Annotated in this window: 23 protein-coding genes and 1 other RNA gene; 10 read left to right on the top strand and 14 right to left on the bottom strand. The window is 66.0% G+C overall.

Annotated elements, in window-relative coordinates; all coding sequences use genetic code 11:
• Nucleotides 1-8 precede the first annotated feature (8 nt).
• Both ACVWY6_RS05895 and rnpB read right to left on the bottom strand, forming a co-directional pair.
• On the bottom strand, nucleotides 9-1,421 hold the full coding sequence (locus ACVWY6_RS05895) for an RNB domain-containing ribonuclease (RefSeq protein WP_457536644.1): 1,413 nt from the start codon (nucleotides 1,419-1,421) through the stop codon (nucleotides 9-11).
• A 64-nt stretch (nucleotides 1,422-1,485) separates the two neighbouring features.
• Nucleotides 1,486-1,897, bottom strand: an RNA gene (gene rnpB, locus ACVWY6_RS05890) — RNase P RNA component class A.
• A 71-nt stretch (nucleotides 1,898-1,968) separates the two neighbouring features.
• Here rnpB and ACVWY6_RS05885 point away from each other — a divergent pair.
• Nucleotides 1,969-3,216, top strand: a complete 1,248-nt coding sequence (locus ACVWY6_RS05885) for an SLC13 family permease (protein WP_457536642.1) — start codon at nucleotides 1,969-1,971, stop codon at nucleotides 3,214-3,216.
• 90 nt (nucleotides 3,217-3,306) lie between these two features.
• Here ACVWY6_RS05885 and ACVWY6_RS05880 read toward each other — a convergent pair whose 3' ends face one another.
• Nucleotides 3,307-4,191 carry a LysR family transcriptional regulator gene (locus ACVWY6_RS05880; protein ID WP_457536640.1) on the bottom strand — a complete coding sequence of 295 codons (885 nt, stop codon included), beginning with the start codon at nucleotides 4,189-4,191 and terminating at the stop codon, nucleotides 3,307-3,309.
• 133 nt (nucleotides 4,192-4,324) lie between these two features.
• Here ACVWY6_RS05880 and ACVWY6_RS05875 point away from each other — a divergent pair, with 133 nt between their 5' ends.
• A complete protein-coding gene (locus ACVWY6_RS05875; RefSeq protein WP_457536638.1) occupies nucleotides 4,325-5,638 on the top strand; it encodes an NAD(P)/FAD-dependent oxidoreductase in 1,314 nt (437 codons plus the stop codon).
• Between the two features lies 1 nt (nucleotide 5,639).
• Here the strand turns inward: ACVWY6_RS05875 and ACVWY6_RS05870 are convergent, their stop codons facing one another.
• The 4 genes from ACVWY6_RS05870 to cobC all read right to left on the bottom strand — a co-directional run bounded on the left by ACVWY6_RS05870 (nucleotide 5,640) and on the right by cobC (nucleotide 9,851).
• The gene (locus ACVWY6_RS05870) at nucleotides 5,640-6,755 is read right to left on the bottom strand and encodes a bifunctional RNase H/acid phosphatase (protein ID WP_457536636.1); all 1,116 of its coding nucleotides are present in this window, start codon (nucleotides 6,753-6,755) and stop codon (nucleotides 5,640-5,642) included.
• A 72-nt stretch (nucleotides 6,756-6,827) separates the two neighbouring features.
• Nucleotides 6,828-7,574, bottom strand: coding sequence for a zinc ribbon domain-containing protein (locus ACVWY6_RS05865; protein WP_457536634.1), 747 nt, complete (start codon nucleotides 7,572-7,574; stop codon nucleotides 6,828-6,830).
• A 79-nt stretch (nucleotides 7,575-7,653) separates the two neighbouring features.
• Nucleotides 7,654-8,784, bottom strand: coding sequence for a Nif3-like dinuclear metal center hexameric protein (locus tag ACVWY6_RS05860; protein WP_457536632.1), 1,131 nt, complete (start codon nucleotides 8,782-8,784; stop codon nucleotides 7,654-7,656).
• Nucleotides 8,784-9,851, bottom strand: a complete 1,068-nt coding sequence (cobC, locus tag ACVWY6_RS05855) for an Rv2231c family pyridoxal phosphate-dependent protein CobC (protein WP_457536630.1) — start codon at nucleotides 9,849-9,851, stop codon at nucleotides 8,784-8,786. The genes ACVWY6_RS05860 and cobC overlap by 1 nt, the downstream gene beginning before the upstream one ends.
• A gap of 30 nt (nucleotides 9,852-9,881) precedes the next feature.
• On the opposite strand from cobC, the gene ACVWY6_RS05850 reads away from it, so the two are divergent.
• Nucleotides 9,882-10,586 carry an HAD-IA family hydrolase gene (locus ACVWY6_RS05850; protein WP_457536629.1) on the top strand — a complete coding sequence of 235 codons (705 nt, stop codon included), beginning with the start codon at nucleotides 9,882-9,884 and terminating at the stop codon, nucleotides 10,584-10,586.
• Complete coding sequence (locus ACVWY6_RS05845) at nucleotides 10,579-11,043, top strand: low molecular weight protein-tyrosine-phosphatase (protein WP_247209434.1); 465 nt, start codon at nucleotides 10,579-10,581, stop codon at nucleotides 11,041-11,043. The genes ACVWY6_RS05850 and ACVWY6_RS05845 overlap by 8 nt, the downstream gene beginning before the upstream one ends.
• 18 nt (nucleotides 11,044-11,061) lie before the next feature.
• On the opposite strand, the gene ACVWY6_RS05840 is transcribed toward ACVWY6_RS05845, so the two are convergent.
• Nucleotides 11,062-12,105 (bottom strand): zinc-binding metallopeptidase family protein, encoded by a 1,044-nt coding sequence (locus ACVWY6_RS05840; protein ID WP_457536627.1) that lies wholly within the window; start codon nucleotides 12,103-12,105, stop codon nucleotides 11,062-11,064.
• 187 nt (nucleotides 12,106-12,292) lie between these two features.
• Between ACVWY6_RS05840 and ACVWY6_RS05835 the strand changes: the two genes are divergently transcribed.
• A complete protein-coding gene (locus tag ACVWY6_RS05835; protein WP_457536626.1) occupies nucleotides 12,293-13,198 on the top strand; it encodes an SURF1 family cytochrome oxidase biogenesis protein in 906 nt (301 codons plus the stop codon).
• Here the strand turns inward: ACVWY6_RS05835 and ACVWY6_RS05830 are convergent.
• The gene (locus ACVWY6_RS05830) at nucleotides 13,145-14,068 is read right to left on the bottom strand and encodes a cobalamin biosynthesis protein (RefSeq protein WP_457536624.1); all 924 of its coding nucleotides are present in this window, start codon (nucleotides 14,066-14,068) and stop codon (nucleotides 13,145-13,147) included. The two genes, ACVWY6_RS05835 and ACVWY6_RS05830, sit on opposite strands and share 54 nt — an antisense overlap.
• 149 nt (nucleotides 14,069-14,217) lie before the next feature.
• On the opposite strand from ACVWY6_RS05830, the gene ACVWY6_RS05825 reads away from it, so the two are divergent.
• Both ACVWY6_RS05825 and ACVWY6_RS05820 read left to right on the top strand, forming a co-directional pair.
• Nucleotides 14,218-15,579, top strand: a complete 1,362-nt coding sequence (locus ACVWY6_RS05825) for a sulfite reductase subunit alpha (protein WP_457536622.1) — start codon at nucleotides 14,218-14,220, stop codon at nucleotides 15,577-15,579.
• Nucleotides 15,580-15,585: 6 nt separating this feature from the next.
• Nucleotides 15,586-16,428 carry a spermidine synthase gene (locus tag ACVWY6_RS05820; RefSeq protein ID WP_457536620.1) on the top strand — a complete coding sequence of 281 codons (843 nt, stop codon included), beginning with the start codon at nucleotides 15,586-15,588 and terminating at the stop codon, nucleotides 16,426-16,428.
• Between the two features lie 25 nt (nucleotides 16,429-16,453).
• Here the strand turns inward: ACVWY6_RS05820 and ACVWY6_RS05815 are convergent, their stop codons facing one another.
• Nucleotides 16,454-16,921 (bottom strand): MerR family transcriptional regulator, encoded by a 468-nt coding sequence (locus ACVWY6_RS05815; protein WP_457536618.1) that lies wholly within the window; start codon nucleotides 16,919-16,921, stop codon nucleotides 16,454-16,456.
• 9 nt (nucleotides 16,922-16,930) lie between these two features.
• Complete coding sequence (locus tag ACVWY6_RS05810; RefSeq protein ID WP_457536617.1) at nucleotides 16,931-17,788, bottom strand: SDR family NAD(P)-dependent oxidoreductase; 858 nt, start codon at nucleotides 17,786-17,788, stop codon at nucleotides 16,931-16,933.
• 126 nt (nucleotides 17,789-17,914) lie between these two features.
• On the opposite strand from ACVWY6_RS05810, the gene ACVWY6_RS05805 reads away from it, so the two are divergent.
• A complete protein-coding gene (locus tag ACVWY6_RS05805) occupies nucleotides 17,915-18,367 on the top strand; it encodes a DUF4262 domain-containing protein (protein ID WP_457536615.1) in 453 nt (150 codons plus the stop codon).
• A gap of 71 nt (nucleotides 18,368-18,438) precedes the next feature.
• Complete coding sequence (locus ACVWY6_RS05800; RefSeq protein ID WP_457536613.1) at nucleotides 18,439-19,695, top strand: VWA domain-containing protein; 1,257 nt, start codon at nucleotides 18,439-18,441, stop codon at nucleotides 19,693-19,695.
• 76 nt (nucleotides 19,696-19,771) lie between these two features.
• Here the strand turns inward: ACVWY6_RS05800 and ACVWY6_RS05795 are convergent, their stop codons facing one another.
• Both ACVWY6_RS05795 and ACVWY6_RS05790 read right to left on the bottom strand, forming a co-directional pair.
• The gene (locus tag ACVWY6_RS05795) at nucleotides 19,772-20,539 is read right to left on the bottom strand and encodes an ABC transporter permease (RefSeq protein WP_023953851.1); all 768 of its coding nucleotides are present in this window, start codon (nucleotides 20,537-20,539) and stop codon (nucleotides 19,772-19,774) included.
• Nucleotides 20,540-20,583: 44 nt separating this feature from the next.
• Nucleotides 20,584-21,567, bottom strand: coding sequence for an ABC transporter ATP-binding protein (locus ACVWY6_RS05790; RefSeq protein ID WP_062799616.1), 984 nt, complete (start codon nucleotides 21,565-21,567; stop codon nucleotides 20,584-20,586).
• A 99-nt stretch (nucleotides 21,568-21,666) separates the two neighbouring features.
• Between ACVWY6_RS05790 and ACVWY6_RS05785 the strand changes: the two genes are divergently transcribed.
• Nucleotides 21,667-22,632: a helix-turn-helix transcriptional regulator gene (locus tag ACVWY6_RS05785; RefSeq protein WP_062799619.1), complete on the top strand. Its 966-nt coding sequence runs from the start codon at nucleotides 21,667-21,669 to the stop codon at nucleotides 22,630-22,632.
• Here the strand turns inward: ACVWY6_RS05785 and ACVWY6_RS05780 are convergent.
• Nucleotides 22,629-23,351, bottom strand: a complete 723-nt coding sequence (locus tag ACVWY6_RS05780; RefSeq protein ID WP_023953857.1) for an HAD family hydrolase — start codon at nucleotides 23,349-23,351, stop codon at nucleotides 22,629-22,631. The genes ACVWY6_RS05785 and ACVWY6_RS05780 overlap by 4 nt on opposite strands.

Here is a 23,351-nt window from a genome sequence, read left to right as displayed (position 1 = left end):
GCCGACCATCACGGCACGGCGGTGAACACCACCGTCGGTTCGTGAGGGTCGGCCTCGGTCAGTCTCACCTGGATCCGAGTGCCTTCCGGTGGGTCGCCGAGACAGCTGCCGAACACCGCTGGGTCAGAGATGAAGACCTGAGCGTGACGGTTACCCCGCTTCCCGTGCAGGACTGTGGCAGTGAAACTCTCGCCCACCCGGCTCGACAACAGCATCGCCTCGGCGAGATCGAGGCCGGCCCGGTCGGCCTTGCCGGCGACCGAACTCGAACTCCGCATCACATCGGGAAGAGTCGGCAGCGCCGTGCGAACCCATGGAGGAATCGACTCCCCCGACGCGAGCGCCAGGCACACCTCGGTCGCGAAGCGATCGGCAAGCCGGCGCAGCGGCGCCGTCACATGCGCGTACACACCGGCGATACCGCCGTGGCCGGTGACCCTGTCCGGCGGGATCTCCCCCAACATCGCCAGATAATCACTGCCACGCAGAAGAGTGGTCGCATCCGACATCAACGCCAGGGTGCTCGGAGCCGCCGGATCGAGTCCGGCCAAGAACGCTCCCGCCGAAACACCATGTGCCCAGGGCACATCCAGGGCAGAGGCGGATGCACGCAATTTGTCCACGTCTTCCGGACGAGCGTCGGGCAGGGTTCGCAGGAGCCCGGTCTTGGCCTCGAGCATCATCTGGCCGGCGCACATCCCGGTGAGCAGCGACACCTGCGAGTTCCACATGTCGGCGCGGGTGCGGGGTTGCACCACCAGCTGCCAGTCGCCACCCGGCTCACGGACGACCTCTTGTTCGGGCAACCCCAATTCGATGGCGCCGCGGCTGATCGACAGTCTGCTGCGAAGTTCGCCGAAGGCGGGCAGCGCCGCAATCGACGGGTGCAGGCGACCTGTGTCCGCGTCGCGCTGCACTGTTGCGTAGTCCAGACGAGCCACCGAACGCACTGACGCCCGGTGCACGTCCACCGACGTCGGCTCCCCTGCGGAGTCCACGGTGATCCGCCACAGCACCGCGGGCCGCGTCTGATCGGGCAGCAACGACCCGATGTTCTCCGAGAGCGGCCGAGGATGCAACGGCACGTTCCCGTCCGGGAAGTAGACGGTCTGCCCTCGCCGGCGCGTCTCCTGGTCCAACGGCCCCTCGGGAGGGACGAGCGCGGCGACGTCTGCGATGGCGTAGTGCACCACGAAGCAGTCACCGTCGGAAATGATGTGGACTGCCTGATCCAGATCAACCGAACCGGGCGGGTCGATGGTGACCAGTGGGAGGTCGGTGCGATCGATGCGGGAATCGGCGAGCCGATCGGTTGCGTTCTGCGCCTGTTCCTGTGCGGCGGCGCCGAAGTCCTCGGACAAGCCCAGGTCGGTCCGGATGGCGCCGAAGTCTATGTCCGCTGCGCGGAGTCTGCGTTGCACCGCCCAAGACTAACGGCGGGCTCCCCCGGCAACGGCTCTGTCGGGACAAACATTCGGATGTGGGCGAACGAGCCGGCCTGTAAGCCGGATCCTGTACCGGCGACCTTGCGGTCGCCGGTGGCGGCCATCCATCTGGGTACACCGTCGCCGGGTACCTCGAGCGGTCCACCCGCAGGCTCGGGCGAGCCGCCCTCGAACACCTGCGCAGCCGCACCAGTTACCTGATGCGACCTTCGACCTTGCTCCGGGTGGGGTTTACCGAGCCATCACGGTCACCCGTGATGCTGGTGCGCTCTTACCGCACCGTTTCACCCTCACCGGCTTTCGCCGGCGGTCTGTTTTCTGTGGCACTGTCCCGCGAGTCACCTCGGGTTGCTGTTGGCAACCACCCTGCTCTGTGGAGTCCGGACTTTCCTCGACCGCGGGCAGGTCGCTGAGGCAACTGTTCCCGCGATCGCGGCCGCCCGGCCGACTCGTTCGCTCCATCACTGTACGTTCCCTCCTGTCCGATTGGTCCACCCGACCGGGCGCAGGGAACAATCAGCGCGTGGATGTTGCGGCTCTGGTGCTGTTGGTAGCGACGCTGGGGATTGCTGTCTGGCGGCCGCGTGGGCTTCCCGAGGCCGCAGCCGCAGTTCCGGCAGCCGGGCTCGCGATCGCGATCGGCGCGGTGTCCCCCGATCAGGCCTGGGCCGAGATCCGAACCCTGTCACCGACCGTCCTGTTCTTGGCGGCCCTGCTCGTGTTGTCGCACGCGTGTGCCGCACTGGGGATCTTCACCTGGCTCGCCAGGACCATCGCGCGCCGATCGGTTCCTGCCGCAGGCACGCCGGCGCCGAAGTACCGGCTCCTCGGTTTCGTCTTCGTGGCCGGTGCCCTCACCACTGCCGCCCTGAGCCTCGACGCAACCGTGCTGTTGCTGACGCCCGTCCTCCTGTCGATGACCCGGACGCTACGGGTGGCCGCACGTCCGTACAGCTACGCCTCTCTCACCCTGGCGAACTCGGCATCGACGCTGATGCCCGTGTCGAACCTGACCAATCTGCTGGCATTTGCCGCGACAGGCCTGGGTTTCGTCGAGTTCACCTTGCTGATGGCGCTGCCGTGGCTGGTGATCGTGACAGTCGAGTACATACTGTTCTGCTGGTACTTCCGTGACGACCTGAAGACCCTCCCGCGTCCGGAACACACCGAGGAACCCGGTCCGGCCCCCACCGCGGCGCTGGCCGTACTCGCCGCCACGCTGCTGCTGTTCGGGCTGAGTTCGGTGATCGGTATCGAACCGGTGTGGTTTGCCGTCCTCGGTGCCACGGTGATGGCGGCGCTGGCAATTCGCGCACGCAGCACCTCCGTGGTCGAGATAGCGCGGTCGGCAAACGCAGGATTTCTCGCCTTCGTGTTCGCCCTCGGGGTGCTTGTCGTCGGGATCGCCGACGGCGCACTGGGCTCCCGGCTCGCCGATTTCCTCCCCGACGGAACCGGCCTGCTCGACCTGCTGCTCGTCGCAGTCGTGTCAGCAGTGATCGCCAACGTGATCAACAACATTCCCGCAACCCTGCTGATGCTTGCCGCGCTCGGTGCCGGATGCCCGACTCCGCTGGTGCTCGCCATGTTGCTCGGCGTCAACATCGGCCCGACGCTCACCTATCTCGGATCGTTGGCGAACATGTTGTGGTTCAAGCTCGTCCGGGTCGGTGGTCAAACCGTGACGGTCAAGGAATTCACCGCAGTCGGCCTGCTCACCGTTCCCGCCGCCCTCGTCGCCTCCGTGGTGGCGCTCTGGCTGGTGACCTGAAGCTCTGGTCGAGCTCCGCTACGCTTCGTCTCCGGTCTCTTGGGTCGAGCTCCGCTACGCTTCGTCTTCGGTCTCTTGGGTCGAGCTCCGCTACGCTTCGTCTCCGGTTCGCCTGTGTACGGCCTGCAACGTTGCGATCAGATCATCCACGATCTCCGAATGCGCACCGGGCGAACGAACAACAGCAGACACCGGAACCCTCAGTGCGCGTTCGCGGTCCCGCGTGAAGGCGATACCCGCCAGCGGCATCCGTTCGTACAGCACCGTCCATTCGTCGGGGTGGTTCAGCAGTTCCATGGTGGCCGTGTGATCCACCGGCAACGGCGGCGCCTGACGAGGGCGATCCAGTCCATGCCGGTCGAATGCATACCGGATCACGTTGTGCAACAACACCTGATCGCGCGCAGGCGGCAACAACAGCGGATAGGCACCCAGTTCGGCCAACGGGACGTCGCCGGTGCCCGCGAGGGGATGCCGATCCGACATCGCCACCACCAGATCGTCCACCCACAGTCGCTGCACCGCCAGGCCCGGGCGTTCGATGTCGCCTCGGATCAACGCGAGGTCGACGTCACCACCGAGCACCGCCTCGATGCGCTGATCGAAACTCTTGATGATGAACTCGATCTCGACATCGAGATGCTCGGTACGCAGTTGCGCGATCGCGGCCAGCGACTGCTGAGCGAACGACATGTTCGCCGCCATGCGTACGCGGCCACCAGGCGCCCGAGCCGCGGCCGTGATCATCGATTCGATGCCCAGCATCTGCCTGGCGAGCGGGAGCACCTGCGCGCCCAGCTCGGTCAGCCCCACGGCCCGGGTGGACCGTTCGATCAACTTGGACCCCAGCTCGTGCTCGAGCCGGGCAACCTGATGACTGATCGCCGACTGCGAGATGAAGCAGCGCTGCGCCGCCCGGCTGAAGCTCAGCTCCTCGGCGACAGCCACGAAATACGTCAACTGGCGAAGCTCCATGTGAGCAGCATATATGTCGAATCGCGATAAGTCCTATCTTTAGAATTCGTTTGATCAGGGGCTGAAGAGGGATTACTCCTTGATGAGTCGACGCTGTACTTGGCAGATGTCGCACCCAGGAGATAAAAGGATCATGGACGCACCTTTCGCAACGACCAGCACGAATCAGCAACTCGACGCCGACGTCGCCATCGTCGGATCGGGTTTCGGTGGGCTCACCGCAGCGCAGCGGCTCGCCAAGTCGGGTCTTCGGGTGGTCCTCGTCTCGAGCACTCCCGAGCACCTGTTCCAGCCGTTGCTCTACCAGGTCGCCACCGGCGTCCTGAACAGCGAGGAGATCGCCCCGGACGTGGCCGGCATCCTCCGTCGCCACAAGAACATCGAGGTGCGGCTGGGAACGGTGACCGCGGTGGATCCCGATGCCGGGCTCCTCACATTCCGCGGAGAGGGCGCAGCCCAGACCGTCCGGTTCCGCTATCTGATCGCGGCCACAGGTGCCACCCAGTCGTACTTCGGTCGTGACGAGTTCGCACGATATTCCTTTGCGCTCAAGACGATCGACGATGCCACCCGTCTTCGCGCACAGATCCGACGCTGCTTCGAGGAGGCCGCGCGCACGGACGATCCTGACTTGCGTCGCCGGTTGCTCAGCTTCGTGGTGGTGGGCGCCGGCCCCACCGGCGTGGAGGTGGCCGGCCAGATTCGCGAATTGGCCACGCGCTATTACAAGCTCGATGACGTCTCGGTCTACCTCGTCGAGGGCGCGGGGGCCGCGCTCCCCGTGTACGGGGGTTCGCTGTCCGCCTATGCGCAGAAGGCCCTGGAACGTGGCGGTGTCGAGGTGGTACTGAACGCCTTTGTCACCGAGATGGATTCAGAAGGCGTCACCGTCAAGATCGGCGACGGGGCGGCAACGCGCCGCATCGCAGCCGACACCATCGTGTGGTCGGCCGGAGTGCAAGCAAGCGCCTTCGCGGGCGTACTCGCCGAGGTCACCGGAAGCGCGACCGACCGCGCCGGCAGGCTGTTGATCAACCCCGACCTGACGGTCGGTGGCTACGCGAACGTGTTCGCCATCGGCGACATGACGTCGTTGAACGGCTACCCCGGTCAGAGCCCGGTCGCCATGCAGGAGGCGCGCCACGCTGCGGACATCATCAGCCGGAAGAAGCAGCCGGGCACCCCGTTCCAGTACCTCGACAAGGGCAGCATGTCGGTGATCAACCGCTTCAGCGCGGTGGTGGCCATCAACGAGCGAATCCGGTTCGGCGGCTTCATCGCCTGGCTGACGTGGCTGGCAGTGCACCTGTTCTACCTGGTGGGGTTCCGTAACCGGTTCGCGGCCGTCGCCTCGTGGCTCTTCGCCTTCGTGGGCAGCAACCGTCCCGGATTCGACCAGGCCGACCGGATGCCGGCAGAGAAGCAACGTCGCCGCAAGGCCAGTTGAGTCAGATCTCGCCGAGGTGGTTGGTGTCGTTCACCAGTCGCACCGACGCACCGCCGTCGGGATAGAACTCGGCGAGGCTCAGCGACGCCAGATCCAGGTGCAGTCGATAGAGAATCGACGGACCCACATCGAGCGCTGAACGCAGCAACACTTTGATGGGTGTCACATGGGATACCACCAGAACAGTCGACGACTCGTTGCCTGCGACGATCTCTGACCGTGCCTGCAGCACTCGTTCGGTGACGGTGTCGAAACTCTCGCCCCCGGGCGGGGCGACGCCGGTGTCACCGAGCCAGGTCTTGAAGAGCTCGGGATCGCGCTCTGCGGCCTCTCGGAACGTCAGGCCCTCCCACGCCCCGAAGTCGGTCTCGATCAGACCGTCGAGCACCGTGACCGGCAAACCCAATGCGGTAGCGGCTGATTCGGCGGTCTCCCTGGCGCGGCCCAACGGAGAGCTGATCACAGCACTGACGTCCGAGGGGGTCCGTGAGGCCAGCCGCTTGGCGGCCAGTGCTGCTTGTTCGCGGCCCAGCTCGGTCAGTTCGGGATTACCCCTACCCGAGTAGCGACGCTCGACCGACAGCGCTGTCTGCCCGTGCCGTAACAGCAACAGACGTGTGGGAGCACCGCGCGCGCCTGTCCACCCCGGCGACGTCGCCGGAGCTTTTACCGTTCTGCCGGTGTCGGATTCGGGCGACGCGGCAGGCGTCACACCTGCAGCGGCGTCCATCGCTTCGTTCGCCAATCGATCTGCGTGCCCGTTCTGATTGCGCGGTATCCAGACGAACTCGACGTTGTCGAACCGTCCGGTCAGGCTCTTGGCCTCGCGAGCCAGCGGGATCATGTCCGGATGCTTGATCTTCCAGCGGCCCGACATCTGCTCGACAACGAGTTTCGAATCCATCCGCATCGTGACCTCAACGGCCCCGAGCTCGGAAGCAGCTGTGAGCGCCGCGATGAGGCCCCGGTATTCAGCCACGTTGTTGGTGGTCACCCCGAGCGCCTCTTTGCGTTCCGCGAGAACCGCAGAGTGGTCGGCGTCGAAGACGACCGCCCCGTAACCGGCCGGACCGGGATTGCCGCGTGAGCCCCCGTCTGCCTCCGCTATCACCTTCACCGGTCCCTCACCCTTCGTGCCGTCGGTGCACCGTCGTCGCGTGCGATGTCGTCGAGCGCACAGGCGCCGCGGTCATTGCCGGGTCAGACCGGATTCGTTGGTGCGTACCAGGATTGCGCCACACTCGTCGCATCGGACGACCTCGTCGGCCGGGGTGGCGGCGATGCGGCCGAGCAGACCGCGGTCGAACTCCATGCGGCATCCGCCGCAACGTCCGGCCCGGAGCAATCCGGCTCCGACCCGTCCCGCTTTCGTCTGCCGTTCATAGATCGCCATGAGGGCGGCATCGACGTGTTCGAGCATCGCGTCACGTTTGGTCTGCGCCGCAGCTTCTGCCTCCGCGATCTCGGCCAACGCGACCTCGCGGCGGGCCGTGGCGTCGTCGATCAGCCGTTGGGTGTGGGCCGTCATCGCCGACGCGCGCTGCTCGTCCGCGCTGACGGCTTCCTGCTGCTCCATAACCTCGAGCATCTCGTCCTCGAGATTGGACCGACGACGGATCAACCCGGCGACCTCGTGCTCGAGTTCGGTCAGTGCCTTGGCAGGCAGATTGCCTGCCGCCAATTGCTGGTTGTCCTTGGCCTCGCGCATCGACATCGAGTTGATCTCGTTGTCGAGCCGACGCGATTCACGCAGCAGGTCTTCGGCGGCGATCTGGGCGCGGATTGCCTCGTCGCGCTGGGTCTGCAGCTGTTCGTCAAGCCTGCTCAACTCGGCGTTCTCTGGAAGGACTGCCCGCCGATGCGCGATGCGGTGCAATTCGGCATCGATGTCGGCGATGTCCAACATGAGTCGTTGGCTGGCCGGGTCTGCTTTCACCAGTGCCCTTTCGTTTTATGCATGGATGTGCAACCGTACGCGGTCTGCGACGACCCACTCGGTTCAGCTCCCGCCGCCCTCATCCGCCGTGACCCCCTCGATGGACGGTCCACGGATCAGTCGGGTTGGCGAACACGGTGGCCGAGAGCCCCGGCAGCTCGGCACCCAGGAGATCGACAACCTGCTCGCACCAAGGAAACTCGGTGCTCCAGTGGCCGGCGTCGATGAGCGCCGGACCACCCCCGCGCAGATGTTCGTCGACCGGGTGATGGCGTAGATCCCCCGTCACGTAGACGTCCGCTCCGGCGGCCCGCGCGGCCCTGAGCAGCGAGTCGCCCGCTCCACCGCAGACCGCAACGGTCCGGACCGCCTGTTCGGGATCACCGGCGGCGCGTACCCCTGACGTCGACACGGGCAGGGCGTCGGCGACAAGCTTGGTGAACGCGCCCAGCGTCAGCGGTCCGGCGAGCTCACCGACCCGGCCGAGTCCCTCCCCACTGATCCCTGCGGCCGGCTCGATGAGATCGAAGGCCGGTTCCTCGTAGGGATGGGCTGCTCGCAGCGCGCCGAGAACGGCTGCGCGCACCGTTCTGCGTGCAACCATCTCGACACGGTCTTCGGCAACCTGGGTCAGCTCACCGCGTGCACCGACCGCCGGGTCCGCATCTGCGCCGGGAAGGAATTGTCCGGTTCCGGACGTACTCCAGCAGCAGTGGCTGTACTCCCCGATCTCGCCGGCTCCCGCAGCGAACATCGCTTCCCGTACGGAGGCGGCCTCGGCGGCGGGAACGAACACCGACCACTTGTCCATGGCCGCAGCAGGTTTCGGGTCGAGCGGCCGCAGGTCGGTCAGTCCGAGCGCGCCGGCCAACGCATCCGACACTCCCGGGGATGCCGAGTCCGCATTGGTGTGTGCGGTGTACAGCGCGCACCCGTTCCGGATCAGCCGGTGGATGAGCCGGCCCTTGGGGGTATGGGCGCCCACTGTGTCGACGCCACGGAGGAGCAGGGGGTGGTGGGCCACGATGAGGTCGACCCCTCCGGCCACGGCGAGATCGACCACCGCGTCGGTCACGTCCACGCAGCACAGCACCGAACCCACCGTCTCGGCAGGGTCACCACACACCAGACCCACCGAGTCCCAGTCCTCGGCGAGCCGTACCGGGTATGCCCGTTCGAGTACTTCGATCACGTCTGCAAGGGCGGTCATCAGCCCACCTTTCCGATCGCATCGATCAACCCGGAGACAGTGCTCTCGTCGCGGACCGCGAGCCGGAGCATGTTCGGCCCCATCCCGACGAAGTTGGCGCAGCTGCGCACCGCATACCCATGATCGCGCAGCCGTTCTTTGAACGCAGTGCCGTTCGGGACGGCGATCGTGACAAACGACGCCGAAGGCCGTCCCAGCACCTCGACACCTACTCCCTGCAGTGCCGCGATCATCGAGGCGCGATGCGCCTGTACCTCCGCAGCCTGCGCCGACGCGTACGCAGCACCCTCGGGTCCCGCACACACCTCGAGCGCGACCAGCTGCAACGTCCCCAGTGGCCAGTGCGGTCGGGCCCGGGCCAGCCGGCGCAGCAACAGGGGGTCGCCCAAGAGATAGCCGGCACGCAGCCCCGCGAGTGCATATGTCTTCGTGATGCTCCGCAGAACCAGCACACCGTCGAGACGATCACCCGCGAGGCTCTCCGGCTCCCCCGGCACGATGTCGGCGAACGCCTCATCCACCACGACGACGCGACCGGGACGTCGCAGGGCGGCGATCACGGCGCGGGGGTGCAGCACGGACGTGGGATTGGTGGGGTTGCCCAGCACCACCAGGTCGGCGGACTCGGGCACGAGATCGGGGTCGAGGTTCCAGGGTGGCGGGAGCACCACCTGTTCGATCGCGACGTCCGCTGCGCGCAATGCGCGCTCGGGTTCGGTGAACGAGGGTTGCAGAAGAGCCGCCAGCCGGGGCTGCAACTGCGGCAGCAACGCGAAACCCTCGGCGGCCCCGGCCAGCAACAACACCTCGGACGGGTCGCGGCGGTGATGCCTGGCAATGGCCTCCACGGCCCGTCGCTCATCATCGACCCCGGGATAGCGGGCGAGGTCACCGATGCGGGCATTCAGCGCTCGCAGCAGGAAGTCAGGGGTGGTGCCACGCACGTTGACCGCGAAGTCGACGAGTCCGGGCTCGACGTCACGGTCGCCGTGACGAGCAAGGTCCGTGAGCAGCTGCCCCGCAGGAACTCGGTGTTCTCCCCCGGTCGGTGCGCTCGGCGATTTCACAGTTGTCGAGCCTACGGGCAGGATGGACTGGTGAGTTCGCGCATCGACACCAGCCTCCCCGACCCCGCTGATCTGCCCGACCCGGCCGCCGCGTCGACGGTGCTCCTGTTCGACCTCGACGGCACCATCACCGATTCGTTCGCAGGCATCGAGAAGAGTTTCCGCCATGCCCTCGACACCGTGGGCGCACCGCAACCCGATGAGTCGGTGGTGGCCGGGATCGCGGGGCCACCCATGATCGACAGCCTTCGGCGGCTCGACCTCGATGAACCAACCGTCGATGCCGCGATGAAGGCGTACCGCGAGCGGTACGTCAGTGTCGGCTGGCTGGAGAACTCGGTGTTCGACGGTATGGACGGACTCCTCGCCGACCTGTCCGCGTCCGGTCGCAGGCTCGCGGTGGCGACCTCCAAGAATCAGACCACCGCTCGGCGGATCCTCGAGCACTTCGGGCTCGACAAGCACTTCGAGTACATCGCGGGGGCATCCGACGACGGCTCACGGCGCAGCAAATCCGACGTGATCGGGCACGCGCTGGCCTCCCTGGGGATCACCGACGTCTCCGATCACGCGGTGGTGATGATCGGCGACCGTTCGCATGACGTCCACGGTTCGGCCGAGTACGGCATTCCCGCGGTGTTCGTGCGGTGGGGATATGCGGTGTCCGACGAACACACCGACGCGGCGTGGGCTGTGGAATCGGTGGACCAGCTCCGCGAGTTGCTCCATGCCTGAACGCCTGCACGTCACCTTCGTCTGCACCGGAAACATCTGCCGCTCACCCATGGGGCAGAACATCTTCCGGCATGCGCTCGACGAGGCCGGGCTCGCGGAGCAGGTCCGGGTGACCAGTTGCGGTACGGGCCACTGGCATGTCGGCGATCCCGCCGACCTCAGGGCCCGTACCGAATTGACCTCGGCGGGGTACGACGACGACCACACCGCAGCCCAGATCGGACCCGAGCACCTCGGAGCCGACTTGTTGCTGGCGATGGACAGCGGGCATCTGCGTGCACTGCAGGAACAGGGTGTCGGCGAACGAGCACGGCTGCTGCGCAGCTTCGACCCCGACGCCGATGGGCCGGATGTCGCCGACCCGTACTACGGATCGGACGACGGTTTCGCCACCGTTCGTCAGCAGATCGAGGCCGCCGTCCCGGGGCTCCTGGCCTGGGTGCGCGAACGCCACTGACCCCGGGCCCCCGCGGGGTCAGAGCACGGCCGGCGCGATCAGTCCGTGGATGAAGCGCATCTTCGACAACACCTGTCGCGGGAGCACAAACGGGTACAGATCCTGATGTCCCATCGATCGGTTGATCTGGTTGAGCGCCCAGGTCAGTGGGAGCCACAGGTCGATGATCTGGTCGAAACCCACATCGCCGAGCAACACGCTGTCGAGGGTGGCTCCTGCCGGCGCCATCGCGAATGCCGCAGCGGTGTCGAGGGTGTCGCGGATGTGCAGGTAGTGCGCGAACGTCTCGGCCCAGTCCTCGGCGGGGTGCATCGTGGCGTAGGAGGAGACGAAGTTGCGCCGCCAGTCCGTCGGGGGTCCATCGCCGTAGTGGCGGTCGAGTGCCGCCTGGTAGTCCTCGTCCGGGTCTCCGAACAGTTCCTCGAACCGTTCCCGGTGTTCACCTGAGCCGACCAGGACCATTTGGTAGTAGTGCCCGATCTCGTGACGGAAGTGTCCGATCAGGGTGCGATAGGGCTCGTCCATCGACACCCGCAACTGCTCGCGGTGCACATCGTCGCCCTCTGCGAGGTCGAGGGTCACCACCCCGCTGGCATGTCCGGTGATGACCGGGTTCACGGCGCTGGACAGCAGATCGAACGCGAGGCCCGTGTCGGGGTCCACGTCGCGGCCCCGGATGGGAAGCCCCAATTCGTCCAGTTCGAGGATCACCCGGCGTTTGTTGGTCTCGGCAACCCCGAACGCCTCCATCGCGGTGGTGTCGGTGTCGGCGGGCCGCGTTCGGGTGAGCCGGCATGACTCGCACAGAGTCGACGGATTTGGTTCGCCTGCAGGTGTTTTCGCGCCGGCTTCGACTTCCGGGATGATCCAGTTGCAGGAGATGAGCGCGAAGTTGGTGCATCGCACCAGCTTTTGCCCGTCGAGTTCGGTGGTCGCCTCGTCGTCGAGGACGTACATGGTGCGCGTCGGCATGTGGAATCCGAGCGGGCTCTTGCAGTTCAGGCACAACGTGTTCTCGAACGACAGTCGCTGACCACACTTACGGCAGACCAGATCGCGCATGGGTGACGCTCCCCTCGTGGTGATGATGACGGCGTGATGCCGGCCCGTCGCCGGGCGGACCGCAGTTTTTGCACCGTCCCACTGCGTTGAGCGTAGTCGCTGGTCCGGCCGCGTCGGACATGGCCGATCCGGGAATCGGACGCGACACCGTGTCGGACCTGGTGGGTGGACTCGGTACCGTGGTGATGTGCGTGTCCTGCGAAACTTCCTGCGTCCCGGATGGATCGCGCTTGCCATCGTGGTGATCGCGTTCGCCGTCGCGTGCTTCTGGGTGCTGGCCCCGTGGCAGCTGGGTAAGAACTCACGCACCGAGCATCAGAACGACCTCATCAAACGAGCGGAGTCGTCTCAGCCCGTTCCGATCGGCGACCTCTATCAAGATGGTCGTCCGGTCGAGGACGCCGAATGGAGCCGTGTCTCGGTCACCGGCAGGTACCTGCCGGACAAGCAGGCGGTGGTACGGCTGCGCTCCATCGAAGGGTCGCCCGCCTATGAGGTGCTCACCCCGTTCGCGGCCGACTCCGGCGACACCTACCTGGTCAACCGCGGATACGTGAAGCCTGTCCAGGGCACGGCCTTGCCTCCGATCACCCCGCCGCCGTCCGAGCAGGTCACGCTGGTCGCCCGCATCCGTGCGGCGGAGGGAACCAGTCCGGGGCGTGAGCCGCGTACCGAGGCCGGCGCCACACAGGTCTATTCCATCGACCCGGTGGTCCTCGGCCGTGCCGTCGACGTGCCTCTGGCCGCCGGATATCTCCAGCTGACCGGCGACCAGCCCGGCGGACTCGGCGTGATCGATCTCCCCCAGCTCGACTCAGGCCCGTACCTCTCCTATGGGTTGCAATGGCTTGCCTTCGGCGTCATGGCGCCGTTGGGGCTGGGCTACTTCGTGTGGTCGGAGGTCAAGCAGCGGAAAGCTGCGAAGACCGGTGCCCCGATACCCAAGAAGCCACGCGAGCGGGGCCGCCGGACGCGGGAGGCACTGGCAGCGTCGTCCACCGGCGCAGTGGTCCATTCGGAGGCGCGTGGGCCGATCGGCTCAGGACCGACGAGCGCGCCTGACGACAAGCTGTCCGACCGCTACGGTCGCTAAGGCGCCGATCTGCACCCGCCGGGACAACGCCGCGGCCCGGTACAGGTCGCGGCCGGTGGGAGCCCGACCGTCGCCCAACGTCGGGCGGGTCTCGGTTCGGTGCCGGTAGACCGTGACACCACCCAGCTCCACGCCGAGTGCTCCCGCAAACGAGGCCTCGACCACACCCGCATTGGGACTGGGGTGTGCTGATGCGTCCCGACGCACCGCTGTGGCCGCCCCCGCCCGGTCGTCGCCGAGAGCCACCACCAGGAGTGCGGTCAGGCGGGCAGGCAGGAAGTTCGCCGCGTCGTCGAGTCGAGCGCTTGCCCAGCCGAAGTTGGAATACCTGCTGTTGCGATATCCGACCATCGCATCGAGCGTGTTGATCATCCGGTACGCCAGCAGTCCCGGGATCCCGGCGATCGCTCCCCAGACCAGCGGACCCACTGTTGCATCCGAGGTGTTCTCGGCGACGGATTCGAGCGCGGCGCGGGCCATCCCGTCTGCGTCGAGACTGTTCGGGTCACGGCCGCACAGACTGGGTATCAACGCGCGGGCGCCCTCGAGGTCGTCGGACGCCAGCGAGTCGGCCAGACGCTCGCCCACCGACGTCAGGGAGGTACCGCCCAAGGTCGCCCAGGTGATCAGCGCCGTCGGCAGCACCCCGGTGCGGCGGCCCATCATGCCCGCACCGGTGACCACTCCCACGCACGTGACGGTGAACATGGTTCCGGCCCAACGTGAGTCGCGATACAGGACGCTCTCGAGCCTTCCCGCTGCGATACCCATGCCGGCCACGGGGTGATAGCGCGTCGGGTCGCCGAAGATGCGGTCGAGGAGATATCCCGCGGTCAGCCCGAGGGCGCGGTCCCAGCCAGCAGTCACCATGGTGTGCTCATCCTAGGACTTGGTGAGGCGCGCCCAGCCACGAGAGCAAGTGAGGGTACCCTCATTCCTGCTTGGTGCCGCTTCAACGACGCAGCGGTGCCCGGCCCACCCGGGGCACTGGTTCCGACATCACGAACAATGGTGAGCTAATGAGAACTACCAACCTGCCAGACGACCTTGAACATACCGGCGACCAGCGATTGTGGTTGTCGGGTTTCCTGGCCGGTTTCGACGCCGGCTCGACGACGGATGGCGCCGGCGCGGCGGACCGCGACGCAGTTCTGGCCGCCGCCCGAGCGGCACTCGCCGAGCTCGACAGCGGGGTGTCGGCCCCAGAGATACCCGGCGCCGAGGAGATCGCAGACCGCCCGGCCAAGCCGAAAAGGTCGCCGTGGACCCGCAAGAACCCCTATGCCGCCACGCTTGTCGCCAATCGACCACTGCGCGGGTCGGACTCGGCCAAAGACGTCCGTCATGTGGTCTTCGATCTCGGCGACAGCGACATCGACTACGAAGCGGGCGACGGCCTCGGCATCCGGCCGGTCAACGACCCGCACCTGGTGTCGGCGTTGATCACCAGGATCGGAGCAGATCCGCATCAAGTGATCACCACCCGCGCCGGCGAGTTCACCCTGGTGGACGCATTGACACACGAGTACGAGATCTCTCTGCCCACCCGTGACCTGATCGACTTCATGGCCGAACGGTCGCGCGATGCCGAACTCGATCACGTTCTGTCCACCGAGGAACGAGAGGCCCTTGAAGGTTGGTTGTGGGGCAAGGACGTCCTCGACCTGCTCGACCTCGAACCCGCGCTCGAGATATCCGCGACCGAGCTGCTCGAACTCCTCAGACCGCTCACCCATCGGGTGTACTCGATCTCGTCGAGCCCACTGACACACAAGGGCATGGTCCATCTGACCGTGTCCGCGGTTCGGTATCGCTCGGCGCAGCGCGACCGCCGAGGGCAGTGCTCGACCTACCTCGCCGACCGGCTCAAGGCGGGCGACACGGCCGGTGTCTTCTTGTCGAAGAACCGCTCGTTCCGCCTGCCCGACGACGACTCGGTACCGGTGATCATGGTGGGCCCGGGTACAGGCCTTGCCCCGTTCCGCTCCTTCCTCTACGAACGCAAGGCCAGGGGCGCTCGGGGACGCAGCTGGCTCTTTTTCGGGGACCAGTTCCGGGCAACGGACTTCATGTACGAAGACGAGATCGTGCAATTCCGCCGCGACGGCGTCCTCGACCGGCTTGATCTGGCGTTCTCACGGGATCAGGAGCAGAAGGTCTATGTGCAGGACCGGATGCGGGAGAACGGCGCCGACCTGTTCACCTGGCTGGAGGACGGTGCCCACTTCTACGTGTGCGGCGACGCATCGCAGATGGCGAAAGATGTGGATTCCGCTCTTCATGACTTGGTCGCCGAGCACGGCGGGTTCGATGCCGAGACCGCGGAGGACTACGTCAACACCCTCAAGCGGGAAAAGCGGTATCTGCGAGATGTGTACTGACCTCTGATGGGCCGCGCATCGCGACAACCCAAGGCTCGCAACGATTCCGGCGGGCCGCAGCCCGGCGTGTACCCGATCGACACCGGCAGCTGCGAGCTAATTCGTGACCACCTCACCGACGGTTGGATACTGAACGTCAACGGCGTGCAGAGTTCTCACATCAACCTCTCCGACCCCACCCAGCTCGACTTCGAGTACATGCAGTGGATGGCCGCGCTCATCGCTGACCGCTGGCCGGCCTCGAGCCGACTGCGCGTTCTTCACCTCGGCGCCGGCGCGTGCTCGATGGCTCGCCATCTGGCTGCGAACTATCCGCAGGCCCGGCAGGTCGCGGTCGACATCGACGACACACTGGCTCGATTGGTGCGGGAATGGTTCGATCTGCCTCGTGCTCCCCTGCTCCGACTGCGGGTGGGTGACGCCCGCGAGGTCACCGAATCACTCACCGACAACAGCCGGGATCTGATAATTCGTGACGTGTTCTCCGCCGCCGTCACCCCACCGGCGCTGACCACCGCCGAGTTCACCGCTCAGGTTCGTCGGGTGCTGGCCCCTGGCGGTGTCTACATGGTCAATTGTGGTGACACCCGCGACCTTTCACTCGCCCGATCAGAGGCTGCCACCTTGGGCACCTTGTTCGAGCACCTCGCGATCATCGCCGACCCTGCGATGCTCAAGGGCCGTCGTTACGGCAACATCGTGATCGCTGCCGCCGACACCCCGCTCGGCGAGTCACCCGCGGTTGCCCGGACACTCCTCGGCGGCGGCGTTCCGGCGCACATCTGGCTCGACCCGAAGGTTCGTTCCTTCGCCACGGGTGGTCGCGTTCTGCACGATCAGGCCGGGTGACCCCGCCGGCAGCACAAGGGTGTGATCACGGCCCGATGTTGCCACCGTAGGTCGCGATCTTGTACTCGGTGGCCGCCAGCGACAGCTCCAGTTCGCGGATGCGCCGGGTGATCGTGTTGCGTTGCTCCACCATGATCTCGAGGCGCTCGGCAACCGTCCGCTCCCCTTGGTCGGCCAATTCCACATAGTGCTGCAGATCCCGCATCGGCATGCCCGACAAGCGCATTCGGGAGACGAAGACCAGCCGCCGAACGGCGGCGCCATCGTAGGCACGCCGGCCGGCAAGATCTCGTGGCACCGTGACCAGGCCGGCTCGCTCGTAGTAGCGAAGTGTGTGCGCAGACACGCCGAGCAGGTCGGCCACGTCGGCGATGCCCAGCGGGCCGTCCACGTCGCCGGTGTCGACCAGGCCGTGGACCACCTCGACGGTCATCGATTCGTCGCCGCCCTGCAGCGCCTCGAGCGCTCGACTCATCAGATCTCGGGTCGCCATGATCCAACGCTAGACCGGTCGAACCGATTCCGGGGCGCCCGGAAAGTCTGCGCTCTCGGACAGTGCGGCGATCTTGTCGAGTTCCTCGAGACCACGTCGGTGGGCGGTGGCGAGCCGACGTACCGCTTCACGTCCGAGTGGGACCCGCAACGGGGCACTCTCGGCGTCGACCAACGACCGGATGATGTTCGCCGCGCGAGCAGGATCGCCCTCCTGCTTTCCGTCCACGGCCAGCATGTCGGCGCGCACCGCGGCCAGCAGAGGGCCATAGGTCTTCGATGGCGTTGCGCGTTTGAGTACGTCGGGTGCGTTGAAACCGGTTCGGAAGCGGCTCGGCTCGACGATGAGAACTCTGATGCCAAATGGTTCCACCTCGCCGGCCAACGCTTCAGACCACCCTTCGAGCGCGAACTTACCCGCGGAGTAGGACCCGGCACCCGGGAATGACACGCGTCCGCCTTGGCTGCTGATCTGAACGATTGTTCCTTTGCCCTGCTCTCGCATACCGGGCAGTACCGCCCGTACCAGGGCCGCAGGACCGAACAGGTGCTGGTCGAGCATGTCTCGCAATTGCCGGTCGTCGATCTCCTCGGCTGCCCCGATCTGCCCGACTCCACCGTTGTTGACCAATACGTCGATGGCACCGAAGCGCTCCACGGCGCCGGCGACGAGGTGGGCCGCAGACGCGGTGTCGCGCACGTCGTGGCGAACCGCCAGCAGCGCGTCGGGGTAGGTGGTGAGCAGATCGGCGATCCGCTCGGGTCGTCGCATCGCGGCCACCACGTAGTCCCCTGCTGCCAACGCCGCTTCGGTGAGGGCCCGTCCGAGACCCGAGGATGCGCCGGTGATGATCCAGTTCTTTGTCATGGTGGCGACGCTAGGTCTTCGAGCGCACTCGAACGCAACCCTCCGTCAGAAGGCCGACTTGTCAGAGGCCGACGTTAACCTCCCGGCACAACGATCTGCACCAGCCAGACAGCCAAGGAGGACGCCATGCGTCAGCAATCCGATCCGGTCGATTTCGCCCACCGCGCGATTGCCAAACGCTATTGGACGGTCACCGCGGTACGGGCGGCCGTCCAGGTCGGATTCCCGTCGCTCGCCTACACCACCGGGCTGACCTCGCTGGCACACCCCGAGCTGATCATCTACGGACTCGAACCGGGCATCGCCGGATCCATCCTCAACACTGTCGGGCACCGGATCGCACGAGCTGGAGGCAGCCTCACCGCCGGTGAACGCCTGTCGGGTTTTTTCGACAACGACCTGGACCTGGTGGCCATCGAAGCACTGACCACATCGGACCTGCGCGTCGCGAACCGCGTCTACGGCAGTGTGTCGGCGTGGCAACTGGTCTGGCCGGATTCGGCAGGGCTCTACCCGTGGAGTGCCGGCTACGGCATCGCCAAGACCGTGCAGCCCCTGGCGGGCCTGCCTGCTGCATGACCTCGGATCGGATCGGCTGATGGGTCGACATCAGATGCGTGTTCGGCGCACCATCGTCGATACTGAGCGCCATGGTCACCCTGTCGCGAGGCGCAAACACACTCATCTCTTCCGGCGTTCTCACTGTCGCGGTCACCGGAGCGTCGCTCGGCACAGTTGACGTGATGGCGTTTCTTCTCGGCGACAACCACAAGACGCGAACCGATTCGGATTTCATCTTCTTCAACCAGCCGCAGTCGGCCGACGGCGCGGTTGTGCTGTCGGGTGGCACCACCCTGACGGTCGACCTCGCGAGGGTGCCAGCCGACGTCCACACCGTTGCCGTTGCGGTTGCCTGCGACGAGGGGTACTCGTCTCCCCTGTCGGCGCTACCCGCTCTGGCGGCCACTGCGAGCGGGACCGGAGTCCAGATCGAGCTACCCGCAGCCGGGTTGAGTACCGAACGTGCCGCGGTGTTGGGCGAGATCTATCGGCGGGGCGGTGAGTGGAAGATCCGCAATGTCAGCGCCGGATGGGATCGCGGCTTCGCGGATCTGGTTCGGGAACACGGTGTGGAGGTCGATGACGAACCCGCGGCCACATCGCCCGCCCCCGAGGTCCCGGCGGTGAGATCTGTTGCGGGCGAGGAGAAACTATCCCTCGACAAGCGCCAGCGCCTCGACATGCGCAAGCGTGAGGTGCACAAGGTGCTGCTCAGCAAGAACGCGACCGGCGTCCGAGCCCGGGTGATTCTTGTCATCGACAAGACCGGGAGTATGTCCAGGCAATACTCAGGCCGGGTGGTGCACCGCGTGGTCGAACGGATGCTGGCGGTGGCCACCCAGATCGACGACGACGGCCAGTTGGAGCCGTACATGTATGCCCGTGGTTTTGCGCGTGTCCCCGACATCAGTGTGACGAACGTCGAGTCGTGGACCGAGGAGTTCCTCCACTTGTCGGGTGTTCACGGGGGCATCGACTACGACGCGATCGGAGCGTCGAACGATGAACTGCCGATCATGAACGAGATCCTGAACACGGTTGTCCCCGGGCGGCCGGTGCTTGTCCTGTTCTTCACCGACGGCGGTTTCCGGAAAAAGGGACCGATCAGCGAGCTGATGCGTGCCGCGTCGAGCGCTCCGGTGTTCTGGCAGTTCGTCGGGATCGGCCGGGCCAACTACGGAGTCCTCGAACGACTCGACGACATGGAGGGCCGCGTCGTGGACAACGCCGGCTTCTTTGCTCTCGACGACATCGATCAGGTGTCCGATGACGATCTGTACCAGCGTCTGCTCTCGGAATTCCCTGATTGGATGCGGGCCGCCAAGACCGCAGCCATCCTGCCCTAGAGGATGCGAACCGCAATCTGGCCTTGTCACGCACTCCGCCGAGGAGTGCGTGACAAGGCCACATCTCGTGATGGGCTCAGCTGCGCGACGCCGCACTGATCGCCCGCACACCTGCGGCAATTCCGCCGACGGCCACGATGAGAGCCGCGATCACACCGGATAGCACTGTCTTGGTGTCGAAGTCGCCGACGAACAGCGCGCGCTCTGCTTCCACCACGTAGTGCAACGGATTGATGTTCACCAACACCTTCATCCATCCCGGCGCGTCATCGAGCGGGAGCATGGTGCCCGACAGGATCAGCATCGGGAACATCAGCGTCTGCTGTACCGTCCAGAACACCCAGTCCTGTTCGCGCACAGCAAGAGCCAGCGTGTACGACAGGGCTCCGAGTCCGACGCCGAACACACCGAGGATGAGGATTCCGATGGCCGCTCCCCCGAGGTTGATGTCGAAGCCCAACGGCAGACCGACCAGCAAGATGATCACGGCCTGCGCTGCGAGCGGCACCATTTCTTTCAACGCGCGTCCGATCAGCAACGAGCTGCGGCTCAACGGCGTGACGAGCATCCGCTCATGACTGCCCGAGTGGATCTCGTCCATCAGGTTGGAGCCGGTCATCGACGTGCCGAAGATCGCGATCATCGCCAGCACACCCGGAATGAACCAGTTCCACACATTGCCCGAATCACCGGCACCCGGAACATCTTTCAGAAGCGGGCCGAACAGGGCAAGCAGGATCAGCGGCTGCACGAGGCTGAAGATCACGGTGAACGGATCCCGGACCGTCGGCCGCAATTCACGGGTAAGAACGATGGAACTGTCGCGGATGATTGATGTTGTCATCGGTTTCTCCTGAAGACTTGGCAAAGGGTTTGAGGGAAAGGTGTTCAGACGGCTGCGGTTTCGCGCAGGCTTCGTCCGGTGAGTGACAGGAAGACGTCGTCGAGGGTCGGACGCGTCGAAGATGCACTACGTACCGCAACAGCCCTGGCCGCAGCTGCGGTGATCACCTGGGGCAGCACCTTGTCGGCGCCGACAACCTGCAGTTCGACGGACTCGCCGGTCACCTCGGCGCTGCGTACCGCATCGATCGAGGTGGCGATCCGGGCCAGTTCTGCGGCACCGTCGGAGGAGTCGGCGGTGAGGCTGACGCTGTCGCCGGCAAGAGTGTCTTTGAGCGCCGCCGCGGAGTCGTCGGCGATGACCGTGCCCTTGTCGATGACGACCACTCGCTCGGCCATCGCGTCGGCCTCGTCGAGGTAGTGCGTGGTCAGCACGATCGTGGCACCGGTCTCCGCGCGCAACCGCTGGATGTGTGTCCACAGGTTGGCCCGGCTCTGGGGATCCATGCCCGTGGTCGGTTCATCGAGGAAGATCACCGGAGGCCGGTGCACGATGCCGAGCGCGATGTCGAGTCGACGACGCTGACCTCCCGAGAGAGTGCTCACCTTTCGGTTCTCCATCCCCGTGAGGTCGAGGGCCGCGATCAATTCGTCTGCGCGAAGCGAACTCTCGGCTTTGCCGAATCCGTAGCACAGACCCTGGGTGATGAGTTCTTCACGCACGCGCTGGTTGTTGCCGCCACCGTTGCCCTGGCCCACGTAGCCGATCTTGCGCCGGACCGCATCGGGCTCGTCGGCGATGTTGTGGCCGGCCAGCCACGCCGCGCCGGACGTGGGCCGCAACAGCGTGGTGATCATCCGCAGCGTGGTGGACTTACCCGCCCCGTTGGGCCCGAGGAATGCGACGAGTTCCCCCTCCTTCACCGCCAGATCGATGCCCTTGACTGCTTCGACGGTGCTCTTGCCCTGCTTGAAGGTCTTGGTCAGGCCCACCATCTCGATGGCCGGCATGTCGTGTGTCTGAGTCATCTCTGTTGTCCTCCCGGAATGAGTCGCGAACTGCGATGAGGAGAACCTATTACCCATTGCGGACAGTAACGGTCCGCAATATCTGGCATTGTCGAAAACATGTTGGATACCTCAGCGCGACTACTCCGGCTCCTGAGCCTGCTTCAGACCCGTAAGGACTGGTCGGGAGCAGACCTGGCGGCACGGCTCGGCATCACCACCCGCACCGTGCGCCGCGACATCGACCGGCTACGCGAACTGGGGTATCCGGTGGACGCCAGCGTGGGTGTCGGCGGCGGGTACCAACTCGGCGCCGGAGCCGAGATGCCACCGCTGCTCCTCGACGATCACGAGGTGCTGGCGGTGGCACTGAGTCTGGGCGCCGGCGCAGCCAACTCGGTCACCGGCCTCGATGAGGCATCGGTGCGCGCGATGTCCAAGTTGCGTCAGGTGATGCCGTCGCGGCTTCGGCACCGGCTCGATTCGCTGCAGGTCGACGCCACCCCCAACCGAACCCGGGTGGCGGTGGATGCCGGCGTTCTCGCCGATGTCGCGGCGGTCTGTCACCGGCACGAGCGACTCCGGTTCGACTACAAAGCCCGTGACGGAGCAGAGAGCAGGCGTGAAGTGGAGCCCTACCGCCTGGTTCGCAGCGGCGCGCGGTGGTACCTGCTCGCATGGGACCTCGGCCGCGACGACTGGCGTTCGTTTCGCCTAGACCGGCTCACCCCGAAAATCCCGACGGGCCCGCGCTTTTCACCTCGGTCACTGCCCGAAGGCGGCGCCGCGGCATTCATCGCGCGCAGCCTGGGGTCCGTGTACCGCCAGGCCAACGCGCGGGTGCAGATCCACAGTCCCGTCGAAAAGGTCGCCGACATGGTCGACGCCGAGTGGGGCGTGGTGGAATCCGGCGACACCGACAGCTGCGAGGTACAGCTCTACGGCCAGTCTGTCGCGTCGATCGCACGGTGGCTGTACGCGTTCGACGCCGATTTCACAGTTCTGTCGCCCACCGAACTGCGCGACGAATGCGTGTCGCTCGCCGAGTACCACCTTCGGGTCGCCGAGCGTTACCGCAACGCCTAACGCCGGCTTCCGGGCGAGGCGCACAACCCATCGACGGTCTTGGCGAGGTCGTCCGCGAGATGGCGCGCGTCCTGGAACACCCGCTTGGCGCCGGCACCCCGGAGGGCATCACCGCCGATGCCGCCGGTCAGCACGGCCACCGAACGAACACCCACCTTTGTCGCCGCGATGGCATCCCAGGTGGCATCGCCGACCATGACCGCGTTCGAGGCACTCACCCCGGCGCGCTCCACCGCGATCTTCACGACGGTCGCGTCGGGTTTGGCGGTCTCCACGTCTTCCCCGGAGGTCACCGCATCGATGTGGTCCTCGACCTCGAGCAGATCACGCAGGATCTCCAGTTCCTGTTGCGGCGCCGAGGTCGCAAGGACCACAACGTATCCGAGCTCCTTGGCCCGTCTGACGACGTCGCGCCCACCGGGCAAGATGGTCAACGAATCGGACCGACGGAGATAGGCCTCGGTGTGTTTGCTCGACGCCGCATCAGCCAGATCCGACCTCCCCGGTGCGTCCGCGCCCACCCCCGCGATATCCAGGAGTTCGTCAACCAGGAGCGACCCATCCATCCCGATGCGGCGGTGGATCTCCCAGTGGGGAACCGTGAGATCAACCTCGGCCAGCGCCTCATGCCAGGCCGCGACGTGGGCATACACCGAGTCCACGAGGGTACCGTCGATGTCGAACAGGACCGCGAGTTTCCCGTGGTCGATCTCTGCCAT

It is taken from the genome of Williamsia sp. R60 (assembly GCF_054063855.1).
The sequence above is the reverse complement of the archived record's forward strand: the minus strand, read 5'-3'. Positions and strand labels throughout refer to the sequence as shown.

Bases quoted from the DNA above. Each gene is read 5' to 3' on its own strand.
- ACVWY6_RS05880 (WP_457536640.1), bottom strand. From the start codon at position 4,191: ATGGAGCTTCGCCAGTTGACGTATTTCGTGGCTGTCGCCGAGGAGCTG.
- ACVWY6_RS05875 (WP_457536638.1), top strand. From the start codon at position 4,325: ATGGACGCACCTTTCGCAACGACCAGCACGAATCAGCAACTCGACGCC.
- ACVWY6_RS05860 (WP_457536632.1), bottom strand. From the start codon at position 8,784: ATGACCGCCCTTGCAGACGTGATCGAAGTACTCGAACGGGCATACCCG.
- ACVWY6_RS05845 (WP_247209434.1), top strand. From the start codon at position 10,579: ATGCCTGAACGCCTGCACGTCACCTTCGTCTGCACCGGAAACATCTGC.
- ACVWY6_RS05840 (WP_457536627.1), bottom strand. From the start codon at position 12,105: ATGCGCGATCTGGTCTGCCGTAAGTGTGGTCAGCGACTGTCGTTCGAG.
- ACVWY6_RS05830 (WP_457536624.1), bottom strand. From the start codon at position 14,068: ATGGTGACTGCTGGCTGGGACCGCGCCCTCGGGCTGACCGCGGGATAT.
- ACVWY6_RS05825 (WP_457536622.1), top strand. From the start codon at position 14,218: ATGAGAACTACCAACCTGCCAGACGACCTTGAACATACCGGCGACCAG.
- ACVWY6_RS05820 (WP_457536620.1), top strand. From the start codon at position 15,586: ATGGGCCGCGCATCGCGACAACCCAAGGCTCGCAACGATTCCGGCGGG.
- ACVWY6_RS05815 (WP_457536618.1), bottom strand. From the start codon at position 16,921: ATGGCGACCCGAGATCTGATGAGTCGAGCGCTCGAGGCGCTGCAGGGC.
- ACVWY6_RS05810 (WP_457536617.1), bottom strand. From the start codon at position 17,788: ATGACAAAGAACTGGATCATCACCGGCGCATCCTCGGGTCTCGGACGG.
- ACVWY6_RS05805 (WP_457536615.1), top strand. From the start codon at position 17,915: ATGCGTCAGCAATCCGATCCGGTCGATTTCGCCCACCGCGCGATTGCC.
- ACVWY6_RS05800 (WP_457536613.1), top strand. From the start codon at position 18,439: ATGGTCACCCTGTCGCGAGGCGCAAACACACTCATCTCTTCCGGCGTT.
- ACVWY6_RS05795 (WP_023953851.1), bottom strand. From the start codon at position 20,539: ATGACAACATCAATCATCCGCGACAGTTCCATCGTTCTTACCCGTGAA.
- ACVWY6_RS05790 (WP_062799616.1), bottom strand. From the start codon at position 21,567: ATGACTCAGACACACGACATGCCGGCCATCGAGATGGTGGGCCTGACC.
- ACVWY6_RS05785 (WP_062799619.1), top strand. From the start codon at position 21,667: ATGTTGGATACCTCAGCGCGACTACTCCGGCTCCTGAGCCTGCTTCAG.
- ACVWY6_RS05780 (WP_023953857.1), bottom strand. From the start codon at position 23,351: ATGGCAGAGATCGACCACGGGAAACTCGCGGTCCTGTTCGACATCGAC.